The sequence below is a fragment of the Pseudoalteromonas sp. TB64 genome (genome assembly GCF_000498095.1).
Taxonomy (GTDB): domain Bacteria; phylum Pseudomonadota; class Gammaproteobacteria; order Enterobacterales; family Alteromonadaceae; genus Pseudoalteromonas.
Genome location: NZ_AUTQ01000152.1, coordinates 96,950 through 118,227, shown reverse-complemented (window position 1 = coordinate 118,227; position 21,278 = coordinate 96,950). Strand labels below are relative to the sequence as shown.

Sequence of the window (21,278 nt, the reverse complement as noted above, 5' to 3'; positions counted from 1 at the left end):
AAGATAAAAATCAGTAGGTTAAATAAATCCTCGTTTGCTTGTACAAACAAAATTTGGGCACTATAACTTTTACCAATTAAGATTTTAAAGTTGGTGAAAACATGACAAAACCTGAGAAAACTAAAAAACACTCGCCTAAAGGCCAATTATGGCTTCGTGACGTAGATAGGAAAAAATTTATCAAATGGAAGGAAACCACTTCCTCGCATAAACCTTATGAATCTTTCATACGGACTCAATCCACTCATTCACTCGGGCGAAAACATCAGCTTTTTTGTAAAAAGCAAAATCGATTAGTTACGTTGCTGAGTGACGGAGAATTACTTGCTTATAAGCACCTTATCTGGACACAAAATGTATTCAGTGTCGAAGAACAATATGCATTAAATCCAGTAGAGACATTCAATATCGCAAAGCAGTTAGATATTGTGCATCCTTATGATTTCAAAAAGGCTATTCATCATGTAATGACGACTGACTTTTTAGTGACATCGTTTAATGATGATGGGGAACTATACAGAACAGCCTATTCATATAAGCCAGTTTTTGATGGAAAAAAGACGTCACGTACATATAAAAAATTACAGATAGAACAAGCTTTTTGGGCACGAAAGAAAATCCCTTATCGTGTTATTACTCGTTGTGATTTTGGTTTGAATGAAGAAAAAGATAGTAAGGCTTGGCTGGCTTCATTGTTATTTTGTGAAATTCATTATGATAGTGCTATCGATGAAAATGCACTTCAGTTATTTACGCATAACTTAATTATGCAACATCAGTTAGAGCCATGGTCTCCACTTCGCAATATATTGAAATCATTGTCAAATAAGTATCGCTATACCCAAATTGAAGCCGAAATATTTTTTAAAAATGCCGTATTAAAAGGGTTTCTCAAAATACAAAGAGCTAAGCGTATCCGTTTAAACGAAGCTTTGAACTTAGACCTAGTGGGAGGTAGTGAGTGTTTTATTTAAATACAGAGCTTCGACCAAAGCCTGAATCATTACACAGACTTAGAAAGGTCTGTATATCCGATGTTTTTGTTGTTGTTTGCGTTGAACTCCAGATGAAGCGAGTTGCTATTGTTAATATGAGCGAAGCGCTAGGAATTGATGTTAATAAAAATACTCTCATTGATAAAGGTATAAAGAAAAAAGCTTATCAGATAACAAAGCCTAAGGTTTATTCATTTGATGAAGCTAATGAAATATTTGATTTAGTGCAGTTAAACGGCGGAGTCAAACGTTTCATACCACCAAAGCTTCTTAGAAATCCAACGGAAGTGCTGAGTGAAGAAAAGCGAATTACTTGGTTCAAAAAGCGAGATCTTGCATTAAATAAACTTGGTTTTCTGATAGAAGATGAAAGTGTGAAGCGGTATCTTTTTCAATATAACGCGACTGAGTTATTAGAAAAGCGCTTAGCTGAGTTGCGAGATGAAGATCCGACTAAAAAATATTCATCCCCTACAGCACTAATACGTTATTTAAATCAGTTTATTACACTAGGCAGAAATACAAATGCGTTGTTACCGATTGGCTTAATGAATAGCGGCTGTAATTATCAACATAATACGGAGGAGAAAGTTATTAAACGCGGCCGTGGTGGCGCTGATGGTCGAAATACACTATCAAGGCATAAAGCTATAACCGCTAAAGAAAAACGCATCATAAAGAAAGTTGCGAAGTTATTTGGTACAAACACGAGAAGTGGCCAGCTCCTTTTTACTGAGATTTATTATGAATACTGCTTATATTCACTAGAGCTGGAAAACTACACGTTACCAAAGCCTGATAAGAATGGAATGCGTGATCTATCGAACCTTGAAAAATACATTATTTCATACGACCAATTTATTTATCATTACAAGCAAGTAATCCCACTAATAGATCGCTTACTTTTACGATATGGAAAAATTAAGACAAGTCGCGATATGGTTGATCGTCAAGGCATATCAACGGATGGGGTTCTTGGTGCTAATCATGTAGTGGAAATTGATTCTACAGAGTTATCGCTTCATGTCAGGGACATGCGAGTAGGCCACAAGCGACTCTCAGCAGGCCGTCTTTTTATTTGTATCGCGGTATGTATAAAAACACGCTACATATTAGGTTACAGCTTATCTTTTAAAGCGCCTGTTTGGGAAAATGTTGCTGAATGTCTTTACAATATTTTAGACGACAAAAAATCCTACTGTGCAAAATATGGCATTCCACTTCAAGATTACCAATGGGAATCACATCATGACATTTATTCAGCACGTATCGATAATGGTATTGAATACCCAGAGGAAGAAGTTGACGAACTTTTGAATGGACGGTACGGGCCAACTAGGGTCGAAACTGTGACTAAAGCTCGTGGTGATTTAAAGGGAATTATTGAGCGTTTAGTTGGTACGGTTGATCGCATAATTGCAACTCAACAAGGTGGAATTGAAGCTCAGCGTGACCATACGGAGCAGGATGCATCCCAAAAAGCTATTTATTCAATCGAGCAAGTACACCAAAAAATTATTCGTGAAATCATCCATCATAATACTTATAAAAACTGTGCAAAAATTTTAGATGCTGATATGGCTGAAGCTGGCATTGGTATAACACCGAGAAGTATGTGGAATTTTAGTATAAAAGAACAAATGTCGGGGGGAATACCTATTGCTAAAGAGCAATTACCCTCATTTCGTTATCAATTATTACCTAAAGCTAAAGTGACTGTAAAAGAGGATGGTATTTCTTGTAATGGACTCATTTTCACTGGTGATTATGCAAAGTCTGAAGAGTGGTATTTGAGAGTAAAACATGGTGAAAAGTTAACTTTTAAAATGGCCTACACTCCGACAAATTGTAATGTCATTTTTTTTGAGGATAACAAAAGCAATATACATCCATTTATATTGTCAGAAAAAAGTGAACAGTTTAAAAATTTAAGTTGGGTAGAAGTTCATGAGCGACGAGAGTTTTTACGAGAGCAGCAAAGGGAATTAAGTTCTCAGCGATTAGCAAATAAACTTGCTAATAAAACCGAAGATAAAGAAATGCTTATTTCTGCGAATAAAGAAGCTAAAGATGCTCCGCGAAATGATCAAACTAGCTATCAAAATGGCGTTAATAATCGCCGAAAAGAATACGCTGAGTCTCAAGCCATTTCTAAAGATAAAGAAATTCAAAAAGAGCTTATTAATCAAAATAACGATTTTACTAAACAAGATCCCCCATCAGTAGAAGTAGATACATTTTCAGAGGACAAATTCATATGATACATAACGCGATATACGCACCTGCACAGACAAATATTTATAAAAACAACCCTCTTATTGAATGCATACCGATCATTGAAAGTGAAGTCGATTTTTACAATGCTATTAAGACGATCCCCGAGCTACCTGTTGGACTTTGGGATTATGATAATTTCTCAGCAATGGACTACTTCTCAGAACTTGAGGTGGCTTACTTGCCACACCCGAGTGCTTGGACCCTTTATCTTCATTTTATTCAGCAGATAAAGTCGGGTTATCGGTCTAAAAATCCATTAGACAAAAGTGGTCAGTGCTTTATTAATACCGTAATAACTCGGGGCAACTTCGGGCAAAAATATGCCATTCCAAAGCGAAATAAAGCGCATGCAGGAAAAGCTAAATGTTCATTCGCGAAGGGGGTTTCGGGGGTTGGTAAGTCGGAGGTAATAAATACAGTACTTAGTTGTATTCCACAAGTAATTAGACACAGAGAGTATAACTCGACACCGCTTATCATGGATCAGCTAGTATGGGTTTCAATAGATGTTAGTGCATCAAATAGTTTAAAAGGGCTTGCTTTGAATTTCTTTACAGCACTCGATGAGCAGCTGGGGACAAGCTATGCGTATAATAATAGGGCATTAAGAAACCCTGTCGATTTTTATATTGGTGCGATTAGAGAGTTATGCGCAAAGCATATGATCGGATTTGTTCATATCGATGAATGTCAGCACCTTTTGAAAAGCATTAAAAGTGGAGAAAGTGCCACTTTAGAGCATCTTGAAAGCTTATTTAATCGAATAGGCATTCCTATGCTTATGACGAGTACTCCTGAAGGTGCTAAGTTGTTTTTTAATGATAATGATGAAGGAAGCTCACCAAGAGTCCAAAATGTAAGGCGTTTAATGTCTGAGCGAGTATATGAATTTGAACCTATCGATATTAACAGCAAATTTTATCATACTTTTTTTGATTTATTTTTACCCAAGTACCTATTCACTGATAGTGAAGTGCAAAAGAATGAATTTAGACATCGGGTTCATTATTTAACGTTTGGCATACATGCAATTATAGCTCGATTGTTGCGTTTATTTTTTGAAGCGGCTCATAAATTGAATCTCACACCTGAAAATGTAAATACTGGTGAGTATTTCTCGTTACTGGACAAGGTGTACTTACAACATTTTGAAGCAATTTCCCTATCTATCGCACAGTTGAGACAAAATAAAGCTCAAGAATATGAGTATATGATTCAACAAAGTTCGGATAAGAAGCCAAAAAAACTGAATACATCTAGAACTATGCATTCATCTGTACGAGGTGCAAAAATGGCATCAGAACGGTCAAAAGCTAAATTGAATAGTTGTAATGCTGAGGTTCATAAAAATGAGCTACAGGCCGGTTTATCGGAGCATCACCAGTAATGCTACCCAAGTCACAATACATACCCGTAATTCACCCTGACGAGCATTACATGAGTGTTATTTTGAGATGGGAGGGGGTACATAATAGTTTCCCTCTTTTTAAAGAAAGTAAATTCAATAAAAATAGAAGCTTGAGTAAGTACTTGAAGGTTTCATTTATTAAAAAACTAGTATGGGAACTGCCCTCCGGCTTGGACCTTAATTGGTTTCTATTAAGGACAACACAATTTGGTCACTTTAACTTTTATGGAGCAGTGCTAGATAAGGCGATAGAGTTTTGTGACAGCATAAAAAAAGACAGCCAAATACTTCATGTAACTGATCTTCAATTGCGTTGGTGTAAAATGTGCGCGAGAAATGATATTTCAGATTATGGGTATTCTTTCTGGAGAAATAGCCATCAGGACCCTCGGTTAATTCGTTGTCCGCGTCATAAATTGATTCTGAATTCTTGCTGTAAATTTTGCAATATTAAAACACCTGAATATAAGCAACTTAAAGCATTTAAATCTTTAGAACGATGTATCGTTTGTAATACTTTATTACCCCCATCAGTGAAAATAAATATACTTACACCGTTTGAAACGTGGTTAGAAGAGCTTCACCATTTATCAAATAAAGGAATATATGTTGATAAGTTAGCTTTAATTGATTGTGTTAATCAGATCATTAATACTAATGATAATTTTACTCCGAAGAGTAGATTAAGCACACGACGAAACGAAGCACAAAAGCATTTAGTGAGTGAATACAACGAAACTGGAGCCTATAAATTATTTACTTTCAAAAAAGTTACTTATGATGCAGTTAAATATTATAAGGAGCTAACTCTTGGGTGTATTTTAAATAAATCTACATGCTACTCACCTGTAATATATGCACTTTTAGGTTGGGTTTTTCTGAGTATTGAAGAGCGAAATGAGCTTTTCGGATCGTTTAAGAAATGGGGTAAATAACAATGGAGACATGTCCTACTTGGTTAGACGGTGAAACTGTATTTAGTTTGATTCAGCGCTTAGCCGTATTGCAATGTAAAACTAATAAAATGCATAGTCTCGACCACCTTTTTGGATCTTGCTCACTATTATATTTTTCTGACTTTCCATCTTTTCTACCAAAACTTAGCGAATTAAGTGGGGTCGATATTGAGTATATAATTCGTGAACATACGATTTTACCTGCTTGTAGAGTATTTTTATCACCCTCTAAATATAAGTCTGTGATGTCAGGATTACTCAAGTCAGAATCGAAAAAGGTGTTCACTTGTCAGTCGCTCACAGCCACTAAGAACTATGAAAAGAAAGTGCTCTATTTTTGTCCGCAATGTGCCCGAGATGATGAATCTGAGGTTGGTGTTGCGTATTGGCATATACGTCATCAATTACCGGGTGCTCATGTATGCCTCAGACATAAGTGTATACTGGAGAAGCAACTAGCAACGAAATACGCATTTGAAAACTGGCCTAATTGGTCTAGATGCCAGCACGTATTAGCAAGTGATAAAGCCGTTAAATTAACGCAGTTTATTAACTACCTTTATGATACCCCATTTTCATTTCAGCATAGTCTTAAAGCGTTATATATAATCGCACTGAGATATAGAGGTATGGTAACGCGAAAGGGGTCGGTTCGGATGACGCTATTGCGAGAGCAATTAATCCAATACTGGGAACCACTTTTTAATATTGATGAGATTTCAGATGTGTTCTCTGCAAAACAGAGTGAGGTATTTCCAGAGGCCATTTTTTATCGCTCTGATAGTACGTTTACACCCATAAAGCATTTATTGATAATGGTGTATCTATTTAAAAGTGTCCATCAAATACGTAGCTTTGATAGGAACTATGATGATTTCGTATTAGCTTCTAGCGCTAACTTAGCTTTTACTCAATCATTGGGTGGATCTGAAATGATTATTGAGTTGATTGAGAAAAAGTACACACTCCATGAAATTGCCGAAACGACCACGATGTCTATAAATTATATCCGTAAAATAGCTAAAAAAAGTGGCCTAAATATAAAAGCCAAAAAGCACTTTATGCTACAAGCAGAGCGTAAGACGATTATTTTCAAGCTATTAGCCGGATATTCAACTAAAAATATAGCGATGGAATTTGAACGTCATGAGGGTACTATTGAAAAGATTTTAAAATTACATCCAGATATCGTTGAGCTCAGGGTTAAAAGGCGTCACTACAAAAAACGTAAAATTGAAAGAGAAAAATTATTACACTATTTAGCTCATAATGAAGCGAAGACCAGAAGAAAAATACAGCTTGCGATTACATCTACATACCACTGGTTGTACAATTATGATACAGAATGGTTGTATGGGCACGTACCTGCATCTATAAGATATTAAAATTACTCTAATTGTTTATTTGCGCATCGATATACTCCCTAACTTCTCGTAAATTAAAGACTTCGCCCTGTGACATATAATCAAGAGCAGAGAGACTACCGAAATTTACATTAGGTTTTTTAATCCATTTATTACTTTGTGTTCTTGTCGGTAATAAATTACCCAAACCTTTGTATATACCTAGGATATAAGAAATACGTTTTAAGATTTCATCAGTAAGAGTTACCGGAGTGCTTATTTTGAAATTATCTAGGCTTTCAGCCTCTTTTAATCCAAGTAAGTTCGCTTGATTGGCCGCTGGGACTTCCCATTCATCCATGATGTTAAAAAATGTTTTGATTGCAATAGCACTTATTTTATCACCGGATACTTCAGAAATTTCATTTGTTAAATCAGCCATTAAAACCCACATTCATATTATTTGTTTATATCTAAATCTAGCTCATAAACTACACTTGAGCAACGACTTCATCTACCAGTAATCTCATTCATGTAAATTTTTGACTAGGAAAAATGCACTTGTATTTTCTATTCATTAGATGTAACGTGATTAACAATATAAAATAACTAATAACATAAAAGCAACCTATCTAATCTAAGCGGTTTTTAATATATTCTAAATTTAAAGCTGTCAATTTATCATCACAATCTTAATTAATATTAGGCTGAGTCTTATTGATTATAATTGGTTAATATCACAAACTTTATTAATATCCCCTTAGTATTAATTACAGTCGTGTCGGTGACTAAAATCACAAACTTAATTCAAAACTGACAATCGGCGCTTTTATTGTTGATTAAAAAATTAGTGTGGAGCCCCGCTTGTGTAAAAATAAGCGGGGCTTTTTTATGTGTTTTTAAAGTAGAAATTAGAATGTCAATTATGCAGTCGTCTCTATGTGTAATTTAAATTCAGGGATCTGTAGTGGTACAATAATGGCATGAATAAATTGACCTTACGCGGTCTGGTGAAAGTGAATGCCTTTATTGTACGGTAACAGTATTGCCTTGCCATAATATAGAAAAGCTGAAAACACGATAAATTAAGAAGGTAAGCCCTTTTAACCTAAATTAAAGCCACTCAAATACCAGTAATAGCTTCCAAAACGCCAATTAAAACAATACTAAACGCTTTTCTATATATTGCGTAAAAGTACAGTAATAGATTGAACCAAAATAGGAACTCAGCTATGGTTTATGTATCAATAAAAAAATAAAAATACGGGTTAATCTACAGGCTCGTTATGTTTCTATTTAGAAGGAGTCCATGCATTGACCCAATTATTTTTTACTTCTTCTCTACCCAAGTTTGCATTTATCTAATGTAAAATACTTTCAACGTTTGAACAAAAGCAACAAACGAATTTAAACCAATAAATTTAATCAAGGGTAAATAAAATGAAAAACGTAAAATTAACTTTAGTAACAGCTCTTTCGGTTTTGGCTTTAACTTTTGCAGGCGTGGCATCAGCGGATAACAACAGCGGATCTGATAACCATAAACAACAAAATGAAGTTACCTATACCAAGAAGGTAAATAAAAACGTTAGTAAGAATAATACGAAAACAGTAGTTGTTACTAAGAACGTTAAGAATAATAACAAGAAAGTTGTTGTTAAAAGTACCCCAACCAAGAAGGTTGTCGTTACAAAGACAGTGGTAAAACAGCCTACTAAGACTAAACAAAAATTTTATACTGTTCGTTCTGGTGATAATTTGTCACTTATTTCTGCAAAAACTGGAATTAGTGTGAAGAAGCTTGCAAAATTGAATCAGATTAAGCATGTAAACAACATACGTATTGGACAGGTATTGATAATTCTATAATTTTAACTCAGTATTTATTTATAGAATTTTAAAAGACACCCCCACCTTTTGGGTGTGTCTTGTATTCGCTAGATAGGTTGGTCTAACGATAAGCAGCCCAACCCTTTCATATCTAAAACAATCTATTGGGCTTCGTACCTCAGCTCAACCTAAAGAATGATCAATGAAGAACTTAACGACTGTTACCCTGGCGCCTTTGCAAAGAAAGATGGGTATATCCCAGTTGCAATATGCGATATCGGATCAGGAAACCCATATTTTATAAATACTATTGATGGAATTAATGGTCCGCTCTATAGGGTTTATTATGATGTCGTAACCAGCGAAAATTACGATAAAGACAGCGGCATGGATAAGGTGCTAGATTGTTATGAGCAGTTACTAAAATATAAAGTCACCTAATCGGGTTGCTGGAGGTCTCTAACCCCCACACCACCCATCACAATTAGAGTGACTGTCTAGTTAGTTGCGACTGTATCGGTGGCGGTGTTATGGGTAGTACAATGACAGATAAAATTTTAGATTATATAACTTCAAGTAAAGTTAAAATTTTAGTGGAAGTTACTGAATGAAAAAAATAGTTGGTTTGTTGTTAGTTTCATTACCTTCGGTAAGTTATGCAGAGGTATCTGATAAAGTACCGAGTATTTCGAATATGTGGCTACTAAGCATTGCGCTTGGTATGTTAGTGCTTATTGCTTCATTACGGTTTAATTTGGCTCCTCTATTTGCTGCACTTATTTCTGCATGTCTCGCTTATGGTTTTTATGATATGTACGCTGATCCTACCTTTAGAGAAGCAGTTTATTTTGAGCAGGGCAATTCGTATTTTTATCATGGTTATATTTCAGCATCTATGGTGTTTGTTTTGGCTCTATTAGGACTACTTTTAAAAAAGTTAAAGTGACCAAACCTTAATTTGATACATCTGACTTTAAATGCACTAATTCTGCCTATTAAAAGCTGCTCTAACCCTCTAAAAGCGAAGCGCTTCTTAATCCTCTTTGTGAACTAATTTGGCTTTACTAACATCAGCTTTGCATCTTTCCTATCGGTTCTAAATAAACTCAAATAAACCAGACATCCAACCTAAACTTCCGCTTTTTTAAGTTAATGACTAAATTTTAGCTAGTACATTAAACAAGCAGGTGACTCGTGGCTGTAGTAAGAAATCGTCAAGTAAGTTTGGTTGATACAAAATATTATCACTGTATTTCACTGAATTTCACGTTGCGTGCGTCGTGCTTTTCTGTGTGGTGAAGACCACTTTACAGGTAAGTCTTACGAACATAGACGAGGCTGAGTTGAAGATAAGTGCAGTGGGGCAGTGATTTTGGTCATCCATTAAAAATTAGTTAAATTGACAATGCACTATTTTTACTTTTATTGCTAATGTATATTCGTTTTGCATTAAGCAAATAATGACCTTGTTTTAAATTAATATTACTAAAATAAATAGTAGAACTGTTAACAATGACCTTTTATATCCCTTTATTACTACCTCATTTTAAGCAAATTGAAATTGGCGATACGCTAACATCGCTTTGGAGTGGCTGTGGCAGTATTGTGCAGTGCCAGCTTGATAATGAGCCATGCGTTATTAAGGCGATTAAAATCCCCAGCTATATAAATCATCCTAAAATTAAACAAAGCGAAGTTGCACTTAAAAGAAAGCAGTACTCCTATAGCGTTGAATACACTTTTTATAAGCTTTATAGCCAGCATTTACCAACACATGCGCAAAGTATTGACTGTATAAGCGCTATTAATAAAGATGATGAATACGCACTAGTGTTTAAAGACTTTACCAAACATGGGTTTACTCAAGCAGGGCAGCAACATGTTAAAGCTATATTAAAATGGCTTGCACACTTTCATGCGTTTAACTTAAATAAGCCTGCAGATGGGTTATGGCAGCAAGGTAATTATTGGCATTTAAGCACACGGCCAGATGAGTTTAATAAACTTAAAGCAGCGGATGATAAAAAGTCCGATATTAAACACGCTGCGCTTAAAATAGATAAGCAGCTACAAAATTGTGAGTATAAAACGCTTATTCATGGCGATGCTAAACTTGCCAACTTTGCAACTAGTGAGTGTGGTGAAATACGTGGGTACGACTTTCAGTATATAGGTGCCGGTAGCGGAATAATTGATGTAATGTATTTTATGACCAGTTGTTTAAGTGATACACAATTATATGAATGTGCGGATGAATACCTTGCATATTATTTTGATAATTTAAAAGCGGCTATTACTACTTATCACCCAAAAGCACCTGCAGATAAAATAGCTAATGATTGGCTTGGTTTATGGTCTGCTGCTTGGGCTGATTTTTATCGATTTTTGGCCGGCTGGAGTCCTGAGCATTATAAAGTTAATAGCTATATGCTTAAGCAGGTAAATAGCTGGTTAGCGAGTAACATTTAATAAACAAGTTTTGTTAGTCTCTTGCATAAATATCAAGCAAAACAATACATTTTGGCACGATGTATGAAAATCTCTTTAAAACTACAGGTCAAATGACCTTTTTTAATATAAAATACTGCAAATTCTTGTATCAGTAGGTTTATATCATGGCAATTCACGTTATTTCTCACCCTCTTGTTCAACATAAATTAGGTTTAATGCGCGCGCATGGCATAAGCACTAAAAGCTTTCGTGAATTGTGTTCTGAAGTAGGCACATTATTAACCTACGAAGCGACCAAAAACCTTCCACTTGAAGACAACGAAATTACCAGCTGGGATGGTAACAAATTAAATGTGCAGCATATTAAAGGTAAAAAAATCACGGTAGTGCCAATTTTACGTGCAGGCCTTGGTATGATGGACGGCGTAATGCAATTATTACCAGCTGCTAAAGTAAGTGTTGTTGGGCTTCAACGTAATGAAGAAACATTAGAACCAATCCCATATTTTGAAAAGTTAGTAGGCAATATTGACGAGCGTTTAAGCCTAGTAATTGACCCAATGCTTGCAACGGGTGGCTCAATGATTGCCACTATCGATATGCTTAAAAAAGCAGGCTGTAAAGAAATTAAAGTAATTATACTTGTAGCGGCACCAGAGGGCGTTGCAAAAACACTTGAAGCTCACCCAGACGTAGAAATATTTACCGCATCAGTAGACAGCCACTTAAACGAAAAAGGTTACATAGTGCCTGGTTTAGGTGATGCAGGCGATAAGATATTTGGAACAGTTTAGGAGCTTTCAGTGCAAAATAATGCCACTTTTTCGATAAAAACTATTTTAACTGGTGCACAAATGCTGTTTGTAGCGTTTGGTGCGTTGGTACTTGTCCCGCTATTAACTGGGCTCGATCCGAGTGTGGCATTGTTTACAGCAGGGTTTGGTACTTTGTTGTTTCAGGTAGTGACTAAAGGTCAAGTGCCTATATTTTTAGCCTCTTCATTTGCTTTTATTGCACCTATAATTGCTGCCGTACAAATGTGGGGAGTACCNGGCGGCAGGTTTTGCGTATATGCTGTTGAGCTTATTAGTAAAATTTAAAGGCGTAGCAACGCTTCATAAAATTTTACCGCCTGTGGTTGTAGGCCCCGTAATAATGGTTATTGGTTTAGCGCTTGCGCCTGTTGCTGTAAATATGGCAATGGGTAAAAGTGGCGATGGCAGTTTGCAATTAATTGATTACAACAGTGCTATTTTTATTTCGATGTTTTCGTTAGTGGTTACGCTTATTTTTGCAGTATGGGGAAAGGGCGTATTTAAGCTTATTCCTATATTAGCTGGTGTTGTAGCGGGTTATGGCTTATCGCTTGGTTTAGGTGTTGTACAATTTGACGCTGTAACGAATGCACAGTGGTTAGCTGTACCTAATTTTACGTTACCAGAATTTAAATGGCAGGCTATTTTATTTATGGTGCCTGTTGCTATTGCGCCTGCAATTGAACACATTGGCGATATGATGGCTATTAGCCAAGTAACCAATAAAGACTTTTTGAAAAAGCCTGGTTTGCACCGTACTCTGTTTGGGGATGGCTTAGCTACATCGGCAGCTTCATTATTTGGTGGACCACCTAATACCACTTATTCAGAGGTAACAGGTGCGGTTATGCTAACTAAAAACTTTAATCCAAAAGTAATGATGTGGACTGCAGTTATTGCTATTGCCTTGGCATTTATAGCTAAAATGGGCGCAGGGCTACAAACAATACCTGTGCCTGTAATGGGCGGTATTATGATTTTACTTTTTGGATCTATTGCTGTTGTTGGTTTAAACACACTTGTTAAGTCGGGTGATGATTTAACTGCACCGCGTAATTTAAGTATTGTCGCGCTTATTTTAGTGTGTGGTATTGGTGGTATGCATATTGGTGGCAGCCAATTTAGTTTGGAAGGCGTAAGCTTATGCGCTATTTTAGGTATTATACTTAACTTAGTATTACCAAAAGCAGAATCTGAGACCGCTTAATTTTGCACATTAGCTAATTAGTTTGCACCATAATAGCGCATTTTAAATGCGCTATTTTTTTAACTCATTAAAAAATATACAAAAATAATATTGGTCTAGTACCTGCATTTAACCCTACAGAACGCATTATATGCAAGGAGTTACTATGTCAGAGGCCAATATTGTGGATATAACCCCGTTTTTAGCAAAGCACCAACTGCCTTTAAAGTATCAATATTTGAGTGAGCAATACTTTGTTCCGCTTGCGCATGACATTCTCGAATCAAAAAAAACATCAACTCCTATTTTTGTTGCTATAAACGGCTGCCAAGGTTCTGGAAAGAGCACGCTAGCTGATTTTTTAGTAACGTGGTTTTCAAAAAATACGGCACTAAACAGCGTTGCGCTGTCGATAGATGATTTTTATTTAACTAAACAAGAACGTAAACAGTTAGCTGAAGATGTTCATCCTTTATTTGCGACGCGTGGCGTACCAGGTACACATGATACCGAATTAATGAATAGCACCATTTCGCGTTTATTAGCGGGTGATATAAATGTGCCTTTACCGAGTTTTAATAAGCACGAGGATGATTGTGCTCCTCAAAATGAGTGGTTAACTAACGCAGCGCCCGTCGATATTGTTATTTTAGAAGGGTGGTGTGTAGGTAGCGAGCCGCAACCGCTATTCTCATTGAGTGAACCACTTAACGAATTAGAGCAACTTCATGATAAAGAGGGCGTTTGGCGCCGTTGTATAAACAGCTGTTTGGCGAATGAGTATAAGGCAATTTTTAATAAAATTGATTATACCGTTATGCTTAAAGCGCCAAGTTTTGGTGATGTGTTTACATGGCGCCAAGAGCAAGAGCAAAAACTAATTGCTAAAAAAGGTGCCGGTACAGGTACCATGAATAGTGAACAATTGGTGTGGTTTATTTCTCATTTTGAACGGATCACTCGCGAAAATTTAAACACCCTCAGCACAAAAGCAAATGCACTGATAGAGCTTGATAGCAATCGCGATATAAGCGGTATGCATTTAATTAGTGACGATACCTTGCAGCCTATTATATTTACTGATCTTGACGGTACTTTGCTCGACCACGCAGATTACAATACCAGTAATGTGAGTGAGTTATTACAACAATTGCAAAGTGCTCACATTCCTGTGGTATTTAATACCAGTAAAACGTTTTGTGAAGTAGCTGAAATAAAAAATGAGTTAAGTATTCAACAACCTTTTATTGTTGAAAATGGCGCGGCAGTTTACATACCTGAAAACTACTTTGAACTAAAACCTATTGGTTGTAAAAAAGTAGGAGAATACTGGTGTTTTGCACTTGCTAAGCCTTTATCGAGCTTACTGAGCGATTTAGAGTCACTTGATACACAGTATAAAGCTCATTATAAATTGTTCAGTAACTTAACAAGCGAGCAAATATCTGAGCTTACAGGATTAACCGATGCACAAGCAAAGCGTGCACAAACACGAGATTATTCAGACCCACTTTATTGGTATGGCAGCGATGACTTACTAAACACCTTTGTGCAAGATGTTAAAGCGCTTGGTTACGATATAAAAATAGGTGGCCGCTTTATTCATATTGCCAAAAATACAGACAAAAGCGCTGCACAGCAGTGGTTAGTTAAACAGTTTACCCATCATTTTAGAAAGCCTCTCACAGTTATAGCATTGGGCGATAGCGATAACGATAAACAAATGTTAGAGCAAGCAAATATCGCTATTATTATTGCAAATCCGGCAAGCAAAAAGCCGGTTAAATTATCACACAATAAAGCGCGTTATTCACAATTACCTGCTCCACAAGGATGGATTGAAGAAATAACATCGCTACCGTGTATTAACAGTATTTTAAGTATTACTGAGGAGAAAATATCTCATGGCTGATTTTTACCAAAATGGCGTAATTACTACGTTACACAATATTGCTGACCGACCAATTGAAGACCTAGAAAAAGAATTATTAGGGTTTAGCAAGCAGCGTCCAATGGGGCTTATATTGCCTTCGCTATATAGCGAATTGGAAGGCTCTGCACTTAAAAATATAGTAAGCGAATTACGCGAAGTACCTTACTTATCACAAATTACAATTGGTCTCGACAGGGCAGATGAAGCACAGTATCGTCATGCGCTCAGCTTTTTTAAAGAACTAAATCAAAATCATAAAGTATTATGGAACGACGGTCCTCGCTTGCAAGCACTCGATAAAGAACTACAAGAACTTGGCGTTGCACCACGAGAGCTTGGTAAAGGCAGAAACGTTTGGTATTGCATGGGTTATAAGCTAGCAACGGCGGAAGTAGAGTCTATAGCATTGCACGATTGCGATATTTTAACCTACGATAGGAGCTTACTTGCTAAGCTAATTTACCCAGTGGCGCATCCTCGTTTTAACTACGAGTTCTGCAAAGGCTTTTACCCGCGTACAGCAAATGGAAAAATTAATGGTCGTGTATCACGTTTATTAGTTACGCCATTACTGCGTTCATTTAAAACAATATTAGGTAACCGCGACTACTTAGAATACATGGACTCGTTTAGATACCCATTAGCGGGTGAGTTTTCGTTTAGACGTGACGTACTAAACGATATTCGTATTCCAAGCGATTGGGGATTAGAAATTGGCGTATTAAGCGAGATGTACCGTAACTACTCGCATAACCGATTATGCCAAGTAGATATAGCCGATAACTACGATCATAAACATCAAGAACTATCGCTTGACGACCAAAGTGCTGGGTTATCTAAAATGTCGATTGATATCACCAAAGCATTATTTAGAAAGCTAGCAACGCAAGGTGTTACGTTTACCAGTGAAACTATTCGCTCACTTAAAGCTACCTATTACCGTATTGGGTTAGACTTTATAGAAACCTACCACAACGACGCAATAATGAATGGTTTAACGCTTGATGTGCATCAAGAGGAAAAAGCAGTAGAAATGTTTGCACAAAATATTATGAATGCAGGTCAACACTTTTTAGACAACCCGATGGAAGCGCCATTTGTGCCAAGTTGGAACCGTGTTGTATCAGCAATGCCAGACGTGCTTGAACGCTTAAAAGAAGCGGTAGAGCTTGATAACGAAGAATATAGCTAACCCAAAAATAAGTAACCTGAGGTCAGGTTAAGTAATTAAAAATAAAAAGGGGCGCATGTGAGTACAGTTAACGAATTATTTTTACAACAGGTTGAGCATCATCTTCGGATAATTTATGACGGTGTTGAATTACCTTTACCGGTTACTGAGCTTGCTCAGCAACTTATTAAAATTATTTTAGGTAGCAGTCCACTGCGCGATCCTACACCGCACACTAATAGATGGGATGAGCATGATATTGTTTTAATTGCGTATGGCGACTCAATTATTAAGCATGATGATAGCGAATTTGCAGTATCGAGCCCAATTGAAGCACCGCTCAAAACATTGCATAGGTTTATAAAAGAGCAATGTGATATGCAACTTAATGCTCTGCATATACTTCCCTTTTATCCGTACAGCTCTGATGAAGGCTTTGCGGTAATGAACTATGCGCAAGTAAACGAGTCTTTAGGTGACTGGCAAGACATTAAAAATATAGCCAAAGACGTAAAGCTAATGGCTGATCTAGTTATTAATCATTGTTCGAGCAGAAGTATATGGTTTGAAAACTTTTTAAACGATTTACACCCAGGTAAAGATTACTTTAAAACAGCCAGTTTAAATGATGACTTAAGCCAAGTAGTGCGTCCACGCACATCATCGCTTTTACATACTGTGAACACGCCTAGCGGCGAAAAGCATGTATGGTGTACATTTAGTCACGATCAAGTTGATTTTGATTTTGCAAACCCTGATGTTCTAAAAGAGTTTGTGGGTATTATTCGCCATTATTTAGATAATGGTGTGCGCTTATTTAGACTCGATGCTGTTGCTTTTTTATGGAAGCAACTAAATACAAATTGTATTAATTTACCGCAAACACACGAAGCTGTTAGATTAATGCGCACGCTTATTGAGCACGTAGAGCCAAGCGTGGTTATAATTACCGAAACAAATATCCCAAATCAAGAAAACCTATCGTATTTTGGTAACGCAAATGAAGCGCATGCTATTTATAATTTTGCACTGCCGCCATTATTGCTACATACATTATTAAGTGGTGATAGCACCGCCCTTAAACATTGGATGATGAGTATGCCACCGGCACAAAATGGCACCGCTTATTTTAACTTTATTGCATCGCATGATGGGGTAGGGCTTCGTCCAATTGAGGGGTTACTACAGCCAAGCGAAGTGGCTTCTTTAGTTACAACCACTATGCAGTTTGGTGGTCGGGTATCTATGCGTACTAGTAACGATGGCACCCATACGCCTTATGAACTCAATATTGCATTATTTGATGCGCTACAAGGTACGCACAATGGGCCTGATAAGTTTGGGCTTGAACGATTTATGTGTGCCCATGCAATTATGTTTGCGCTTGAAGGCATACCAGGTTTGTATATTCATAGTTTATTAGGCACAACAAACGATTATGAGCGTTTTGAAAACTCACAGCATAACAGGGCTATTAACCGTCATCGTTGGCAAGAATCTAAACTATTAGCTGCGATCAGTGAAAAATACAGCCATCATCACAAAGTATTTAACGGTATTAAATCGTTATTGGGTGTACGCAAAAAGCAAAGTGCATTTCATCCAAATGCAACGCAGTTTACACTGCACTTAGCGGGAGGTTTGTTTGGTTTTTGGCGCCAAAGTATCGACAGACAACAAAGTGTATTTTGTGTTTACAATATTAGTGATAAGCCTGAAACACTTAAGTTAGCTGATTTAAACTTAATAGATACACAGCAGTGGTTTGATTTAATTGCTGATAAACTGATAGAAGAAGGGCAGCTCACTATTGAAATGGAGCCATATCAAAGTGTGTGGTTAAGTAATATAAAATAGCTTAACGTATATATAAAAATGCCAGTTTGTTTAATCAACTGGCATTTTTTTAACTAAAAACTATTAATTACTTTAAATTAAAGTTTATATGAGAGGCTAACATAGCCAAAACGACCAATGTTGTCGTAACTTGCGCTCTTTTCGCCTGTTCCACTCGTACCGTAAGGTAACTCGCGATTAAATACGTTATCAACACCAAATTTAACGGCAACACCGCTATCAAAGCTATAGCCAACAGTAATATCGGTTATAAAATATTTACCGTAAGACATTTGACTGCTTGGATTAGGGTTGCTATCAAGTGAGAAATTTGTGTATAGCTCTACTTCACTCAAAAAGCGTGTTTCAAACGTAGAGAAAAAACGATCATACGTGTAGTTCACAGATAGGTTTGTCTGCCATTTCGCTTCACCAGAAGTACCGGCTGCTTCAATATAACTCGAAGGATCATCTTGGAAAGGGAAGTCTTTACGTTCAATTAAGTAAGTACCTATTAAGCGTGTTTTAAAGCTACCTTCAAGTGCGTCAAAATCGTAGCCTAGTTCGAAATCGATACCTGATGCTTCTTGACCGGCAACATTTAGTACTGAATTTTGAATTAGTGAAATTTCGCCATTGGCATCGCGTGTAATAAGGTTACAATATTGGTTATTAACACCGGTTGTGCTATCTACACAACGATCAAGAATATCTTGAGCATCAATTGTATCAATTGCATCATCGAGTTCAATTTTCCAGTAATCTATTGTAAGTACAGCGTTCTCTAAAAACTCAGGTTGGTAAACAATACCCACAGTTGTACTGGTTGATTCTTCACCTTTAACGTCTCGGTTACCGCTTTGTAAGCCATCGATACTTGCCGAATCATAGTCAGAGTTAAAGTCGGTTGCGACGTTTAATGCTGCACAATTAGCACGACGAGTAGAGCTATTTTGTAAATCGTTAAGATTTTCTGAGCGACAAGGATCATCAATATTATAGAAAGTTTGGCTTGGAGCACCAAATACTTCGCCTATATTAGGCGCGCGAAGTGCTGCAGATTGCGTAACACGAACACGTAGTTCGTCATTAACTGTCCAATCAAGTCCTAACTTCCAACTTGTTGCTTCCCCAATAGTGCTGTAGTCAGCATGACGCACTGCAGTATCAAAGACTAAATCTTGAATAAATGGTAGGTCAGTTAATATAGGCATTGATGTTTCAAAAAACACTTCGCGTACGTTAAATGAGCCTTCATCTTCGCCTAATGCATTAAAGAACGTACCTTCTGCGTTATCAGGCTCTTTTGTTTCGCTTTCTTCTTTACGGTATTCAGCACCAAAAGCAACACCAACATAGCCAGCTGGTAGCTTAAAAATAGCGCCGTTTGCAAGTGATGCAGAAACGACAGTTTGTTTAATTGTAGAAGTACCAATTGACACTGTATTAATATAATTAATAGCGTCTTGTGTTGGTGCACCATTACCCATAATATTTACTGGTACACAGCCTTCTGCTTGTGCTGCAGCACTACGACACACAATGTTGCCATTTGTATCTTCAACGGCATCAAGCGCATTAAAGTAGTTAGCTAAAATCATGTTAGCGCCGTTTTCACGCTCTAGATCTGTTTGACCGTATACTATTGAGGTATCTAATTCCCAGTCTTCAAAAACAGTGCCTTTTAAACCGGTAACAAAGCGGGTTGTTTCACGTGTGTTGTTTTCTATACGACGCCCTAAATCAGACATCATACGATTAATCATAATTGACTCTACACCTTCGCTTTCCATACGGGCTTTAATATCAGGTGCTAAGTAGGCATTATCAATTTTAATGCTATTTTCATCGTCATAGAAAAAGAATGCAGGTTGACCTATGCTTTCACCTTGGCTGTTTACGTATTTAGCATCAAAGTAAACGTTTAAGTCGTCGGTAATATCGTAATTTGTTTTAAAGTTAACATTGTAGCGTTTAAACTCTGGTTGAACTTCTTCATACTGACCAAGGTTAAAGTAGTCACACTCAGCGCAAAGTAAGCCATCTACATTATTGCCTAAGTATAAATTACGAGATGAGCTGTCAGGGTTAAAGCTATTTGTAAAGCCATCTTCTAATGCGTAAACACCAGCATCATTAATCGCATAATAACCTGCATTAGGGGTTAAAATTTTATCAGGGAAATTAATATCATCTTTATTTGCGTCTGTTTGAGCTGTATTACGTAAACTACTAAATGATGTACTTGTCCATGGGTGATCAAGTGCATTTAATGAATCTTGACCAGAATATTCCACTGCAAATGCAGCATTACCACGACCATTATCGAAATTAGAGCCGTATGAGAAAGATACTTTTTCGTTATTGTAGCTGCTTAGATCGGCAAAACCACGAGTAACGCTAAAGTCCATCCCTTCAATGTTATCTTTTAGAATAAAGTTAACAACACCAGTTACCGCATCAGCACCGTATACAGCAGATGCACCACCGGTAATTATTTCAACTCGCTCAACCCAAACGCTTGGGATTGTATTCGTATCTACTGCCTGAGAGCCAGCTGAACTAGACACATGACGTTTACCATTAACAAGCACAAGTGTTCGGTCTGTGCCCATATTACGTAAATCAAGCAGATTCAAACCTGCAGTACCAATAGAGCGACCCGAATTAGCTAAAGAGTAAGTATTACCCAATGCTGGTAAATTATTTAGGGCTTCACCAATATTAACAGCGCCAGTATTCATAAGCTGTTCGCCGGTGATCACTGTAACCGGTGCAGGTGCTATTGCGCCTTCGCGTAAAATACGTGAGCCAGTTACTTCTACGCGTTCAATTTTAGTTATTGCTTGCTCATCTTGAGCAAGTACAGAATTACTAGCTGTTGCAGCAGCTGTAATAAGAGCAAATTTAATGCTATTACAAATTAAAGAATGTTTCATTGTTTTCCCAAGAGCGGTTATTTTAGTGCAACCAAATAGACTAAATAAAGTGTTTAAAACACAATAAATAGCGCTATTTATAATTCATTTTATTATTTAAGGCGCAATTATGGCACGGTGAAATAATGAATAAAAGTA

Annotated in this window: 15 protein-coding genes and 2 pseudogenes; 15 read left to right on the top strand and 2 right to left on the bottom strand. The window is 36.9% G+C overall.

Features of this window, described 5'->3' with window-relative positions:
- Nucleotides 1-101 precede the first annotated feature (101 nt).
- Genes L647_RS0112805 through L647_RS0112785 form a run of 5 tightly spaced genes read left to right on the top strand, consistent with a single transcriptional unit; the run spans nt 102 to nt 7,021 of the window.
- A complete protein-coding gene (locus L647_RS0112805) occupies nt 102-974 on the top strand; it encodes a TnsA endonuclease N-terminal domain-containing protein (RefSeq protein ID WP_024611443.1) in 873 nt (290 codons plus the stop codon).
- On the top strand, nt 962-3,256 hold the full coding sequence (locus L647_RS0112800; protein ID WP_024611442.1) for a hypothetical protein: 2,295 nt from the start codon (nt 962-964) through the stop codon (nt 3,254-3,256). Before L647_RS0112805 ends, L647_RS0112800 begins: the two co-directional genes overlap by 13 nt.
- Nucleotides 3,253-4,659 (top strand): ATP-binding protein, encoded by a 1,407-nt coding sequence (locus L647_RS0112795; RefSeq protein WP_024611441.1) that lies wholly within the window; start codon nt 3,253-3,255, stop codon nt 4,657-4,659. Before L647_RS0112800 ends, L647_RS0112795 begins: the two co-directional genes overlap by 4 nt.
- 50 nt (nt 4,660-4,709) lie before the next feature.
- Nucleotides 4,710-5,615, top strand: coding sequence for a hypothetical protein (locus L647_RS0112790; RefSeq protein WP_139015443.1), 906 nt, complete (start codon nt 4,710-4,712; stop codon nt 5,613-5,615).
- 2 nt (nt 5,616-5,617) lie between these two features.
- Nucleotides 5,618-7,021, top strand: coding sequence for a TnsD family Tn7-like transposition protein (locus L647_RS0112785; RefSeq protein ID WP_024611439.1), 1,404 nt, complete (start codon nt 5,618-5,620; stop codon nt 7,019-7,021).
- A 7-nt stretch (nt 7,022-7,028) separates the two neighbouring features.
- On the opposite strand, the gene L647_RS0112780 is transcribed toward L647_RS0112785, so the two are convergent.
- Nucleotides 7,029-7,421, bottom strand: a complete 393-nt coding sequence (locus tag L647_RS0112780) for an antitoxin Xre/MbcA/ParS toxin-binding domain-containing protein (protein ID WP_024611438.1) — start codon at nt 7,419-7,421, stop codon at nt 7,029-7,031.
- Nucleotides 7,422-8,419: 998 nt separating this feature from the next.
- Here L647_RS0112780 and L647_RS0112775 point away from each other — a divergent pair.
- From L647_RS0112775 to L647_RS0112730, 10 genes and pseudogenes are all read left to right on the top strand, one after another.
- Entirely contained in the window at nt 8,420-8,848 is a 429-nt protein-coding gene (locus L647_RS0112775) for a LysM domain-containing protein (RefSeq protein WP_024611437.1), read from the top strand.
- 156 nt (nt 8,849-9,004) lie between these two features.
- Nucleotides 9,005-9,250 carry a hypothetical protein gene (locus L647_RS0112770; protein WP_024611436.1) on the top strand — a complete coding sequence of 82 codons (246 nt, stop codon included), beginning with the start codon at nt 9,005-9,007 and terminating at the stop codon, nt 9,248-9,250.
- Between the two features lie 166 nt (nt 9,251-9,416).
- Complete coding sequence (locus tag L647_RS0112760; protein WP_024611435.1) at nt 9,417-9,755, top strand: hypothetical protein; 339 nt, start codon at nt 9,417-9,419, stop codon at nt 9,753-9,755.
- A 248-nt stretch (nt 9,756-10,003) separates the two neighbouring features.
- Nucleotides 10,004-10,148 (top strand): annotated as a pseudogene (locus L647_RS1000000125855) (Mobile element protein); the annotation flags it as partial.
- A gap of 173 nt (nt 10,149-10,321) precedes the next feature.
- Entirely contained in the window at nt 10,322-11,278 is a 957-nt protein-coding gene (locus tag L647_RS0112755; RefSeq protein WP_024611434.1) for a kinase, read from the top strand.
- Nucleotides 11,279-11,424: 146 nt separating this feature from the next.
- Nucleotides 11,425-12,054, top strand: a complete 630-nt coding sequence (upp, locus tag L647_RS0112750) for a uracil phosphoribosyltransferase (RefSeq protein ID WP_024611433.1) — start codon at nt 11,425-11,427, stop codon at nt 12,052-12,054.
- Nucleotides 12,055-12,063: 9 nt separating this feature from the next.
- Nucleotides 12,064-13,282 (top strand): annotated as a pseudogene (locus L647_RS01000000124170) (uracil-xanthine permease family protein).
- A gap of 145 nt (nt 13,283-13,427) precedes the next feature.
- Nucleotides 13,428-15,173, top strand: a complete 1,746-nt coding sequence (locus tag L647_RS0112740; protein ID WP_024611432.1) for an HAD-IIB family hydrolase — start codon at nt 13,428-13,430, stop codon at nt 15,171-15,173.
- Nucleotides 15,166-16,386, top strand: a complete 1,221-nt coding sequence (locus tag L647_RS0112735) for a glycosyl transferase (RefSeq protein WP_024611431.1) — start codon at nt 15,166-15,168, stop codon at nt 16,384-16,386. Before L647_RS0112740 ends, L647_RS0112735 begins: the two co-directional genes overlap by 8 nt.
- Before the next feature lie 57 nt (nt 16,387-16,443).
- Nucleotides 16,444-18,222 carry a sugar phosphorylase gene (locus L647_RS0112730; RefSeq protein ID WP_024611430.1) on the top strand — a complete coding sequence of 593 codons (1,779 nt, stop codon included), beginning with the start codon at nt 16,444-16,446 and terminating at the stop codon, nt 18,220-18,222.
- Nucleotides 18,223-18,299: 77 nt separating this feature from the next.
- On the opposite strand, the gene L647_RS0112725 is transcribed toward L647_RS0112730, so the two are convergent.
- Complete coding sequence (locus L647_RS0112725) at nt 18,300-21,140, bottom strand: TonB-dependent receptor (protein WP_024611429.1); 2,841 nt, start codon at nt 21,138-21,140, stop codon at nt 18,300-18,302.
- Nucleotides 21,141-21,278 lie beyond the last annotated feature (138 nt).